The organism is Dysgonomonas termitidis, assembly GCF_054657735.1.
Map to the genome: position 1 here is coordinate 985,375 of NZ_BAAHYD010000002.1, position 12,932 is coordinate 998,306.

9 protein-coding genes are annotated in these 12,932 nt (G+C 42.1%); all 9 read right to left on the bottom strand.

All coding sequences use genetic code 11. The annotated features are described in order from the left end of the window. Positions 1–14 precede the first annotated feature (14 nt). Positions 15–2,942, bottom strand: coding sequence for a DEAD/DEAH box helicase (locus tag ACYQ3L_RS07980; protein WP_459952377.1), 2,928 nt, complete (start codon positions 2,940–2,942; stop codon positions 15–17). 6 nt (positions 2,943–2,948) lie between these two features. Beyond that, on the bottom strand, positions 2,949–3,215 hold the full coding sequence (locus tag ACYQ3L_RS07985; RefSeq protein WP_459952378.1) for a hypothetical protein: 267 nt from the start codon (positions 3,213–3,215) through the stop codon (positions 2,949–2,951). 420 nt (positions 3,216–3,635) lie between these two features. Continuing rightward, a complete protein-coding gene (locus ACYQ3L_RS07990; protein ID WP_380002173.1) occupies positions 3,636–4,607 on the bottom strand; it encodes a hypothetical protein in 972 nt (323 codons plus the stop codon). Between the two features lie 18 nt (positions 4,608–4,625). Then, positions 4,626–5,648, bottom strand: coding sequence for a hypothetical protein (locus ACYQ3L_RS07995; RefSeq protein ID WP_459952379.1), 1,023 nt, complete (start codon positions 5,646–5,648; stop codon positions 4,626–4,628). Positions 5,649–6,210: 562 nt separating this feature from the next. After that, on the bottom strand, positions 6,211–7,179 hold the full coding sequence (locus ACYQ3L_RS08000) for an IS110 family RNA-guided transposase (RefSeq protein WP_459952380.1): 969 nt from the start codon (positions 7,177–7,179) through the stop codon (positions 6,211–6,213). 77 nt (positions 7,180–7,256) lie between these two features. Further along, complete coding sequence (locus ACYQ3L_RS08005; RefSeq protein WP_459952381.1) at positions 7,257–8,183, bottom strand: hypothetical protein; 927 nt, start codon at positions 8,181–8,183, stop codon at positions 7,257–7,259. A gap of 12 nt (positions 8,184–8,195) precedes the next feature. Continuing rightward, positions 8,196–10,328 (bottom strand): hypothetical protein, encoded by a 2,133-nt coding sequence (locus ACYQ3L_RS08010; RefSeq protein ID WP_380002194.1) that lies wholly within the window; start codon positions 10,326–10,328, stop codon positions 8,196–8,198. A gap of 12 nt (positions 10,329–10,340) precedes the next feature. After that, positions 10,341–11,051, bottom strand: coding sequence for a hypothetical protein (locus ACYQ3L_RS08015; protein ID WP_380002196.1), 711 nt, complete (start codon positions 11,049–11,051; stop codon positions 10,341–10,343). 32 nt (positions 11,052–11,083) lie between these two features. Continuing rightward, on the bottom strand, positions 11,084–12,358 hold the full coding sequence (locus tag ACYQ3L_RS08020) for an SPFH domain-containing protein (RefSeq protein ID WP_459952382.1): 1,275 nt from the start codon (positions 12,356–12,358) through the stop codon (positions 11,084–11,086). Positions 12,359–12,932: the final 574 nt, after the last annotated feature.

A 12,932-nucleotide genomic window follows, 5' to 3' on the forward strand; every position in this document is an offset into this window, starting at 1 on the left:
ATACGGAAGTATTATCATTCCAATAAAGCTTCCACATCATCTTTATCCATGCCCTGTAAAGGGTTTGATCCGGACGCGAATACTTCGGCCAGCTTTGATTTGCCATCCTGTAAACGCCGGATCTTTTCTTCTACCGTGCCTGACGAAATGAAACGGTACGCAATCACATGCTTCTGCTGACCTATCCGGTGGGAACGGCTTACCGCCTGGTTTTCCACGGCGGGGTTCCACCAGGGGTCCAGGATGAGGACATAATCGGCTGCGGTCAGGTTAAGCCCTACGCCTCCCGCTTTGATGGAAATGAAAAAGCAATTCACTTCCGGGTCATGCATGTACAGGTCAACCTGCTTCTCCCTGTCCCGGATTTTCATATCCCCCGTCAGCCACGCATATTTCCAGTTATTTTGGTCGAAGTAGCCGGAAAATAAGCGTAGATGCTTTACAAAGGAAGAAAAGACCAGAACCTTATGCTTGCTGTTGCGCAATGTTTCCAGGTACATCGCCACCTGTTCAAACTTACCTGAATCCCCGCAGTAGGACAAGTCCAGCAGTTTCGGATGATTTGCCAGCAACCGCAATCTGGTTAAACCCTGCAAAGCCATAAATGACAGTTTCTGGGTATCGGCGGATTGCTCTCCGGCAATCAGGCTGTTACGCAATTTATTTTTCTCCAGGTTATATGATTCAGCCTGGGACTCGCTCATGTTGCAATAAACGGTTTTCTCGGTCAGGGGCGGCAGCTCCGGAGCAACTTCTGCCTTTGTCCGCCTCAGGATAAACGGTTGTATGATTTTCAGTAAAGCCGCTTCTTTTTCTTTGTTGTTCCGCCTGAGCGGATTGGCATAAGCCTTCCGGAAGTCTTGCAGGTTACCCAGCATACCTGTATTTACAATGTTAAACTGTGCCCACAGGTCTGTAAGCGAATTCTCTACAGGCGTACCGGTAAGCGCTAATTTATGCATGGCCTTAATCCGCATCACGGCCTTATAGGTCACCGAGTCCGGATTTTTCACATACTGGCTTTCATCCAGAATGAAATAATGGAAAGAACAGCATTCCAGCATTTCTATATCGATGCGGAGCGTCCCGTATGTGGTCAGTACCACATCGAACATACTGAAAAACATATCCGTGTCTTTTGTTCTCATCCGCCTGCCTCCCGAATAGATATATACTTTCCGGGCGGGCGCAAACCGTTCCAGTTCATGCTGCCAGTTATACAGCAGGGATGCAGGGACGACTACCAGCGAAGGGGGATACTCCCGGGAGCTGCTGCTTTGGGATATATCGTCTTCTGTGAATAAGGACAACTGGCCTGAAACTTTTGACTGCCGGTTTGGTTTTTCTTTTTTCCTGTGCTGGTAAAAATATTGCAGCAGGGTGATTGCCTGTAAAGTCTTCCCCAAACCCATATCATCTGCAAGGCAACCCCCGAAATTATTTTCAGACAGGCTCAGGAGCCATGAGAATCCCTTATGCTGGTAAGGCCTCAATGTGGCATTCAGCCCTTCGGGAACAGGATATAAACCATCGGAGTGTATCTCCGGGACAGGCTTATGCGTACCAGCGTCAAGGATGCCTGCCAACCGGAAATGATGCCTTTGCAGGCGGATATTCGCTCCGTCCTCCCTGCCGAAAAACATCAGTTCATAATAGCGGCTGAACCATTCCCCGGGCAATACGGCAATGCTCCCGTCCGGCAAAACATATTCCCTGATATCATTCAGTATGTGGTTCCGGAAACGGATAAAAGGAATCCTGAACGTACCGAATACGGCTTCACTTTTTACATCAAACCAGTCCGGGCTTTCATCCGGTTTGTTTTCCAGGGATATTTCACCTAAAAAATATCTCTTATCCGGGATATCCTGTACCAGGTCGAAAAGGCCCAATATTTCCCGGTGTGCCTGAATCCAGTCAATCAAGCCATTTGTATCATCTTCCGGTTCGGTTTGCTTTACCCGGAAGCCGTTAAGCCACTTCCTTTCCAGCCCGTTATCCGTGAGTAGCTTAATCAGTGAACTTTCCCGTTCCTTATCCCTGTAAAACCAGACTAATGCCGTGGTGCCGTCAGCCTGCCTTGCATATACAACCTTCTTATCGGGCGTATCGATGGGACAGGCTTTTCCCTCATATAAAAAATCGAGGGACAGGACAGGCTGCATATCCAAACCGTTTGTCAATGTCAGGCGCGCTGTGCACGGTGGGTATATTTCCTGTATATCGATCCCCCGGGCATTTACCTCAACGTTGTTCTTAAGGCAATTCGCTATAAATTTCTCTATGTAGGCTTTTTCCGAGGCTGGCGGAACCGTTACATATTCCTTCGAAAAGAACGGCAGTAATTTTTTTGCATCGATATCCTTAAACACAAGCAGTTTCCTGTCCACGAAAACACAGGCGGGATCACTGCATATGACGCCGAAAGGCTTGCCGTTCAAATCAATTATTTCATTTCCGGCGGCAAGGGTGATGAAATACCGCAACTCCTGCCCGCCATTTTTTATGAAATTAAACACAGCCCTGGCCGGGTCGGGGTATACTTCCGCTTTGGCGGAATCAAACAAGGCCCGTACTTTTACCCCTTCCCTGAAATAAACCTCCAGTCCGGACTGGGGTAAGCGCTCAATAATACGTTGCTGGTATCTTTCTATAGCCGGGCGGATATAGGTCTCTATTGTTTTTTCAGTGACATTTTTTTCAAAGCCGGATACTGTTGTTTCCTTAGAATAGCTTTTCATAAGGGATTTAGCTGTACAACGGCCTGCCAGGGCAACAATCTCCCTGTGAGCCTGCGGCAGGAATGTAAAACTACCGGCTTTTTCACCGGCTATTTCCACGATGGTCAATGAATCCGTCTTCTCCCTCCTGGCCCATAATGGCTGAAGAAGGTAGCCGAAAAGGGGATGCTCTATGATGCTTATAATAAGTTTTTCTTCCATAGTCAGTTATATGATACCTGCCCGCAGGCGTAACTCCCGGCTTACCGGCAAATTTACGCACAAAATACCAGGATTGTATTGAGGTCCCGGGTATTTTATTTTTTTACCGGATGATGCTGGTATATCGCCTTTTTCCGGCTTATACTTTATCATTCCGGCTATGTAATCCGCCGTTTTTTCGGTCATTTCATCATTGCATACCAAAGAATAAAGACCGTCATATAAAACAAAATACTCCCCAAATGTTGAAAAGACAGTTGAGGAGTTCTTCATAGTTATTCTTTACCCAAATTTATTTTTAGTATTACTTTTACTTTATTATTGCCTGCTGAACTTCATCGTCTATTCCGATATCCGGTCAGCCTGTTTTACATAATCTTTTTCCATAGTAAAAATATCATCTGGCACCGTAGCTAGATGTCGAAATCATCTTCACTTTCCCACGTCAGTTCCAATAACGCCACCCTAAAAGGTTAAATTCCATTATATATGATCCGTATATCTTGTATTTGGCAGTGTTACCGTTCCACCCACCCTGAATACATATATAAACCCATATAATCAGATTCTACCCTGGAAACAATATGGCTCTTATTTTTCCGTCATTAGCCGTACTGTTAGTCTTAACTTCACCGGCTAGAACTTCAATAAAAGTTGCCTGATAATTTCCATCGAACAGAATATTTCACTTTTCTACAATTTTCCTGTAATTTGCGAAATATCGAACTTACCGTCAATGTTCTGAATTTCTATCTTTCCTTTGAGAATATCAAAGAAGAAATCGCGGATTTTTTCGGAAGTCAACGTAGCGGGTTTACCATTTTTGTCAATACCCATATCGTAAGTTTTGAGTAGCTGCGAACCCAGGCTTGCCGCTGTGAGCAGGAAATGATTTTGGAACTTGTCCATGTCCAGTAGATCGGCTGCCAATACTTTACCAACAACTGTATAACTGCGTAGCGTTTTCTGGATTTTTTCATTGGCAAGTGTCGTTTTCACCTCATCGGTCTCGATATTCATTTCAATCTTGCCGGAATTGCCGGCTTGCGGTAGCCCTTTATATAATGCACCTAAATCAGCCAAACTCAAATTGAATAGTTTTGCTTCGGCGGTTGCAAGTATTTTTTCAATCGAAAACGCGCTTGGTAACAATAAACTTACCATTTGTGCGATTCTTACAGATGGCGTATTGAAAGTACCAACAATACAATTTGTCAGGTCAATTTGCTGTGTTGCGAAAACACCGCCGATTACTATACAATTTTCTAAGATAATTTCATCGGCGTAAATAGTACCCGCCACAAATGCGTTGTATAGCGTAACAGTTTTTGCATTAATATCGGAATAGAACATGATATTGCAGTTCGCTGCACGTGAAACAACGGAATTTGCCGACCCAACGCTCTTCTTAAATGCCACATTGCCTTTTGCTTCGCTATTGACATAAAGTTCCAACTGTGTGAAAACAGTTCCCTGGATTTCAAGGTCACCATTTTGAATTTCAAGTTTGTGGGCATATACAGGCCCTTCTATAACCGTGTTGCCTTGTACTGTGATGGTGCGATTGAGTTCAGCAACTTTTTCGGGCAGGATTGAACTTCGCACTAAATTATCCTTCAATTGTATATTGCTTTCGTTAAAACGAAGTTCTTTTAATTCTTTCATTTTATTTGATTTTTTTAATTATATACTTTTAATATGATTGAAATTCAACATACTTGCAATATTTTCTTTTACACGATTGCTGTGTGTATCGGCTGAACTGAAATGACGGTTAAGTTCGGCATTGAAATAACGCCCGATCTGGGCTTTACTTTCACCGGAAATAATACTCCAATGCTGTGCCTGAAAATCAGCCATTAATTCGTTTTCCTGCATTTTGGATAGGGAACCGGATTGGAACAGTCTTCTGTCAATTTGGCTTTCTTCGCTTTGCGTCTCGATAAAGCAAACCGGCAGGTACAGGACAGCGGTAACAGTTTCATTCAACATGCTTTGGTTAATTGTTTCATCCAGTTTTTTTTGTTTCAGCAAAAATATATTTGCCTTGCCGATAGTATCCAATGCGCGTTTCTTGGCAATGGAAGCGCTGATTCTTGCCTGTAACTCAGAACCTTCTTTCCCAAAAACAGAGACGGTGCTGGCTAAATCGCTGCCCAAAGCACGGTTAGTGTGATTGTCACTTTCGCGTTTGAAAACAAAGGCGGGCTTATCCAACTCGAAAATCCGGTTTTCTAGTTCGTTGTTCAGATCTTCAAAAATGTTCAGATAGCGGCTTGTAATACGATTATAGTCGGTTTCCATCTGTTTTTGCTTTCCCACACAGCGTTTTGCCAATTCGTGCAGATGCATTAAGGTTGCATCAAGTTTTGTGGTTAATTCCATTATTTGCTGGCTGATTTCGGAACGGATAGTCTTAAAAAAGCCATCAATTATGGTTTGTCCTATTTTTTTTGCATTATTGTCGATTGATGCGATTTGCGCTGCTTCTGTGGCAACAACTGCACCAGTGAGCAAACTAACATTACTATTGCAGTTATCGATGCTGCGATCAAAAGGAGTGGTTTCGACATCGATATTCACTGTAACATTCTCGTGGGCAGTTCCGCTATACGACACACTCCCGCCGTGCTGGGAAGCAGGGTAGCTGACAGAACCGGAATAATGCACGGAAATTGTTTTATTAAAACTGCGTCTATAACTCATAACTGTCCGTTTTCATACGTAAATAAATTATAGTTTATAGTCCCTAAATAGGACTTTTAGTTATTAAATCGTTATTTCAGACAAAACAAGAGATAACACTTATGGTAATAAATGCACGGTTATTGGATATATTAAAAGGGAACAGCCAAGAAAATTAAAATTTCATACACGTGGTTTATTCCACAATCTTTGGTACTTAGCTGTTGAAGTCAGTTTCATTGTCGGCTTATATGTTACCTATTTGGATAACTGGCGCCAGTAAACATCGACCTTTATTGTAATTTGAGCTATCCTGCTTTAGTCTCGACCAAATCCACCTGGTAGCCCAGTTTTTCCAACTCTTTCTTCAGGTAAGATTTGCGTTTGGCTTCCATCCTTTGGTTGATATAGTCGGCTCCAAGTTCTCTGTATTGTTCTTCTGTGCTCAGTATATGGTAGACAGACTTCAGGATCGAATGTCCTATGGCTACCAGAGCTCTTTTCTTGCCCCGTCTTGCTGCCAGCCGGTGATACCTCGCACTGTAGAATGTATTCTTCGTCCTTGTTGCCGCCCAGGCTGCTTCTACAACTGCCGCTTTGGCGGATTTATTTCCGTGGGTGGTTCGTCCGCTTTTTTTTTGCCCGCACTCTCATTGTTGCCCGGAGATATACCTACCCAGGAGCACAGGTGCTTCTCGCTGGGGAAGACACTCATATCCAGTCCAATCTCGGCAATAAGGTCTTGCGCGGTTTTAAGGTTGAAGCCCGGTACGCCTTTGAGCAGTTCGATGACATTATCATAAGGGCTAAGTGCCTGCCTGACTTTATCGTCAATCTCGGATATGATAACCTCTGAGGCGGCAATATCACGCCTTATTAAACCTAACATGTAAACATGATGTTCGGTTATAAATCCATTGCAGGCTTCCAATAGTTCTTCCTTGCTGGCTTTCAGCTTACCGTGATAGACCCGGTCAATATCTTCAGGGCTTATCTGTTTTCCCTCGATCAGTTTATCGATCAACTTGGTAGCGACCACACCGTCTGTTCCGCTCATCACGCTCGACAATTTTATGTTGCAGTCTTCCAGAATCCGGTTTATGCGATTCTTATTGGCGGCAATGCCTTGTATCAGCTTGACCCTGTATCTGGTCAGGTCCCGCAATTCACGCTGTTCACGCGGTGGAATATAACTCGGCTTGAGTAATCCGGCAAGCAGTAACTTGCATATCCAGGTGCTATCCTTCTTATCGGTTTTGTGACCCGGAACATACTTGATATGACGGGCGTTGACAATCCAGACCTTCATTCCGGTCGGTTCCAGTATATGATATACCGGCTTCCAGTAAACTCCGGTACTCTCCATGGCAACATGGGTGATACCCAATTCCAATAACCATTCTCTTAATTCTGTCAAAGAACTCGTGAAAGTAGAGAACTCACGCGTGGTTTTCTTTATACCTTCGCCAGACACGGTGGCAACTACTACTTTCTGGTGTACGTCTATGCCGCATCCCCTGGATACGACCTGGGTGAATGTAATCTGTTCCATAGCCTTACTGATTAATGGGTTATATCCAAAGGTAAGGGCCTTTGCGAACTTTTACATGCTCTTTGGCGGCTTTTACGTCATGGGGGTTTCATTGTTTGAAAACTATTTGCCATAAACAGTTTGTTAGCCATCTCTTTAACACGCTGCGAAGTATTGGCTGATGAAAGCAATTTGCTGAATTCGCTTCTTACTTCTTTGTCTATTTCTTTTACTGGCTGCCATTGCAGGTTTTCAATATGATGATTAACGGCATTTTTTACAACCGCCTGCGCCTGCTGGCTTAATTGAACATTATTAACCGCAACATCGATATCTTCGTTGCCGTACTTATCAAAATTACATTCGCTGATAAGAACAGGAATGAACAATATGGAATTTTCAACCGCGTTTACTTTTTCCACCAAAATACGGTCAGTCAATTTCTTCTGTTCCGACATATCGGCAAGGAAGTTGCTCATTGAATTGATAAGCTTCAAACCCCGGAATTTTACATTCGAGGCAATAATTTTCTGGCTTGCCGCTAATGACTCCAACTGCGAAACAGGGACGGTTGCTGCCAGGTATTTGGTTCTGTTCGATACTTTTTCCACTTCTTTTACGGCAAAGTCAATCATAGGTCTGTCGAGTTCCAAGACCCGCTGTTTCAGGTTTTGGTTAAGCCCGTTGAAAAGTTTCAGGTAACGGCCCGAAATCATGTTATAATCGTGCTCCATCCTGCTTTTGACAGACAAAAGTTGTTTACGCTGCTGATTGAGATGCATTAAATGTGAGTCTACTTCGCTTTGCAGTTTGGCTATTTTCTGCGAAATCTGAGAACGGATCAAAGTATAAAAGCCTTTGTTTACATTATCGCAAACATGGTCGGCAGCCTTTTGCTCTGCTAACACAACGGCAGTTTGCATTGCTACAACAGCAGTTGTAGTTCCTTTAATGTGATTGGACACAGTGCTTATTTCCTGTGCCATCGGGTTGGTGTCTACTACACAATCGATATATGAAGCCATAGTTGTCCCTCCTTATTCGTTATTAAATTCGCCTTGGGATTCAAGGATATCAATAATTGCTTTCTCGCGCTCAAAATCTTCAGCATTGTATTCCATGCCCATTTCATCCATTATTTGCTGTAATACATCGTCGGGGAAACCATATAATTCTTCTGCGGAATACTGATATCTTCCTTGTCCTTCCTGTCCCGTTTCCACACTATTATTTTCCTGAATTTCAGAATTTTCATCAGAAGTATCCTTTTCAAAATCCGTTGCGCTTCCTGTTGTGTCAAATTCAGATTGTGAAATTTCGTTTTCCGTCTGCAAATTGTCATCTTTCAGGTTTTCCAACACATTTTTAGCAATAACTGGCAGATTCAAAGAAATATGCTCAAAAGTAATATCTTCAATATTTGGAGAAGGCGGTAGTTCGGACGTTTTTGCAAACAACGGATTTACAAGAGCAAGCGGTTTGCGGCGGGCATCTAAATCGTGGATTTCGCTTGTGGCGACGGCAACTTCGTTCGAATGTCCATCCCGCAGTTTGGCGTCGAAGTATTCGATATGGCCAAATTTCTCAGCTTTTTGATCAATATCTTCTTTGAGGCGCTCCATATATTCCTCGAAATTTGCCTGCGTATTTTTAAATTCATTAGATTGCAATTCGAAAGCGGCAAGCGTTTCGGTTGTATTGTCAACTACATCGACAACAGTAGAATCAAGCGAACCGTTCGACTGTACCATACTGTCTTCGGTACGCTGTAACGATATCAAAGTATTGTAAGCGGCAACATACTCACGTAAACTTGCCTGCATCAAATTAATAATATCAGCGCTTTCGGCACGGTTGGCACGATAGAACGCATCGGTATCCTGATGCCACTTGTTGAGATAATTAATTTTCTGGTCTTTGATATGGTTATAGATTTTCAGGCGTTCAATGCGGTTTTCATTCATCAGGTTTTGTACTACGGGCGCAACGATTTCTTCATAAATCTGGTGTACGCCAAAAGGCAGGTTGATTGTGCTGCCGTCTTCTGCCGTCCACATACCCGAAAGCAGGTTGTAGCGAACCCGCGAACTCAGTTTAAGCTGGAACGGCTCGTAACCCTGGACTGATTCACTATAATCAAACTTCTCATTCCGGATACGTTCGATTTCTTCGTGTTCAAGTATAGGCGAGTAATGATTATATGGAGATTTGAGGATTTGATATAGTACTTTGTTCGATTCGAAAACAATCTTGTCTGTAGAAGCAACTTTCAATGCGGAAATCGCCTGCACGGAGTTTGCCATCGTAATCATTAAGCCTTTCAATACATCTTCAAACTGCTGTGTTTTATTCGATAAAGAATCTTTTAATTTATTGAGTTCCTGAAATTTATTGATACTTCCTGTATATTTTCCTTTATCGAATACATTGATAACCGGAGCATTTACAGGCAGTTCCGTAGTCGCAAATTCATCCAGGAACTGTAAATACTCACTTTTCCCGGCAACCAGCGGAAGCGATACCGAAGTAGTGTCAAGGTCATCCATACAGTAAGAAATTGTACGTAGCGAGCGTTCCAGCTTTCCAAAATAATCGTGCTGGTTGATTTCCTGGATAGAAGTGGAATAATCGTCTGTTTCAATCGTTTCTGTTTCATTGGAGGTTTCAACGATCGGCGCTTCGGAGGAGAGGTTTTCCAGATCGGCAATAGTCTCTATCAGCAAATCGTTTTGACGCGAGAGTTGCAGTGTAACTTCCGATTCATCAACCTTGCCGGTATAATCTACAATAAAGCTTTTATCTTCATACTTGATTTGGTCGGCAACGGGAACATATGCCACGCCAAGCTTACTCATTTTGTAATCGCGGAAAATTTCAGCGTGTTGCTTTTCAAATTCGGCAATACGGCTGTCTTTTTCTGCAATTTCTTTTTCCAGACCGTTCTTTTTTATGAAATAAATAAAGAACAGTATAATGGTCAGGAACCATACCCACAAACCGGAAATCTGTTCTTTCAAAATTACCTTTTCTTCTTCCAAAACCACAATTTCGTGTTCTAACCGTTCCTCTTCGGTTACGATCTTTTCAGCCGCTCGGCTATAATAATTGAATAATATCTTCGCTTGGTCTTGATAGATATTACCCGATTCGGGGAAAATTTTACCTGTCATTGTTTATTTGATTTAATTTGAATATGTATTTTTTCTGTTTTGATAAATTCTTTCAAGGTTTTTGAGATTGTTTTCTATTTCCGCCTCATTCATTGAATAATTATGAATTGCAGAAGAAATATCGCTCACAATATTCGTAAAAGAACGTTCTAAATTGTACGCTTCCTCGTTATTTGCAGGAGAAATAAAGCGTAACCCTTCTTCGAGCGAATTAATGCGGTTTGTAAAGCTTCCGGGTAATTCCGGCAAATCATTCATTTTGTCTTTCAAGCGCCTCATCGCAGATTTCATTTCGTTAATTTCGTTATAGTTTTGCGTTTCCTGCATATAAACTTCTGCTACTTTGTCGACAGAGTGACGGGAAAGCAAGAGCCACAAAAACAGGAAAAATAAGAACGCAAGGTGGATAAACAGTTGAATGGTAAAAGTGAGTTCAGGTACAAAATAGCCGATTACAATCAATCCGGCTGCAAAAATGGCATAAGACCAGGTTATAAGCCAATTTATCCCCAAAGCTCCAACCTGTTTTTGCGATTTGTCCTTCAGATTGATCCAAGGTGTACGGTAATTAAAAGTAAACAGCCCGTAAACGAGTGAGCCGGTTGTAATATTCAAAATAAGAATATCTGTTGGGGGTTCGCCTTTAAAAAGGATAAACGCCGTTATAATGATTCCTTCACCAAAAAGCAATAATAACCACGAAAGGATATTTTTTATAGTCATGGTATTTGTGATTTTTTAATTCGAATTCTTAATTATCTCTTATTCCCGCATTTCGGACAGAACTTTACGCCTGGTGCCAATGCTGTTCCGCAACGGCTGCAATTATCACCCGAAGAAACCTGTTTACCACAGTTTCCACAGAAAGTTGCTCCCGTTTGCATCGGCGCATTGCAACTGGGGCAGACATTCCCGCCTTCGCCACTGCCTGTTAACGGTGTTCCGCAACTGACACAGCGCTTTGCGTTTCGTGCATTGTCCGTTCCACACTTAGGGCAAGGATCGTAGGAGTCGCCGCAGTGCGGACAAAACCGGGCTGTGTTTGGAAACTTTTTAGCACAATTTGAACAGAAAACCATTTTTACCTGTTGTTCCTTTTGAATTGGTTGTCCTTGAAAATCCTGATTATTTCCGCCAAAAGCAGGCTGGTTATACTGCGGCTGCATCATTCCGGCACCGGCACTACCTCCGCCTCCCATTCCTCCCATCATATTCATTGCCATTAAACCGCCGATAAGGCTACCGTTACCGTTGCCAAAATTATCCACTGCATTATTGGCTGTATTAAACATCTGTTCCTGTTGCCAGGTATGTCCTGTAATCGACATCGAACTTTGCTGTGCGATTGCATCTGCTACTCGCCTGCCGCTTTCAGTCAAAGTATCGATATCAATGCTTGTGATATAGAATTGTGTCAGATCCAGGCCTATATTTTCCCAAAATGCAGCCATTGTACCCTTCAAAAATTCGGAAAGTTGGTCTAAGTAGGCGGAAATGGACTTAAAACCGATCCTGTGTTTAAGCATAAATTGCAGAATGGTGGATTTTGTTTTCGTAGAAAATTCGCCCAGGAACTGATCGGTCAAATCGTCCTGTGTAAATTCGGATTTTGTTCCGACGATTTTGACCAGGAATTTCTCGGCAGCGGTAATTTTCAAACCGTAACGTCCTTTTGAGACAAGCGGAAGTTGCGTATTATAGTCCGGATCATGCATTGACATACTACTGGTTTCCCAATCAATGTTATACGGTGTGGTTTTATTGACAAACCACACTTCTGCCGTAAAAGGATTTTTTCCGCCGAAAGGAATTCCGAATAGGTTGCGTAAAACAGGCAGGTTTTCAGTGTTTAATGTATGTTTCCCAGGGCCAAACTTGCCAACAATCTGTCCTTTTGAGAATAATACCGCCTCCTGCGATTCCTGCACAATGAGTTGCGTGTAGGTACTTAAATTGGTCTCGGGGAAACGCCATGCATAAATCGTTTTATTTCCCTGCGGCGACCATCTGACTAAATCAATTATTGCCATATATTTTTGTTTTTGAATGATTCATTTTCAATTTATAAATCCATATTATTCAGTCGGGCAAAAACAGCAATGCCACATACTTTTTTATTTTATATAGCCTTTACAGGGATTCCCCATATATGCACTACTGTAACATAACTCCACATTCAATAACAGAAAACTGACGGAGTAAATATGCCACTGCTAAAAGCTATCCTGTAATTCTTTAACTGCTGATTCAAAATGTATATGAATACATTACGGACTAAAAAACGGGAGCATCGTTTTATTGTTTGAATAACATGTATATTTCTCTGGTGAGATAAGCTGAATGCATGAAAAACTAACTGCCGTTTTTTGACAAAAGGGAGATCGGTTTAAATAGTTTGTGTTCATACAAATATGGTTTTTAATTTGTTTAATAACTATTAATTGTTAACTCGCTTACAGTGTAGTTTTGTTTGCGTTCAAAGATAAAGAAAATTATTAAAAACGAAGACTATGTGTTTTAATTATTTAGCATATAAATTAGATATTATATTCTAATACATAAAGTAGTTTTCATGCCGACTCAAAACAATTAATCATATTAAAT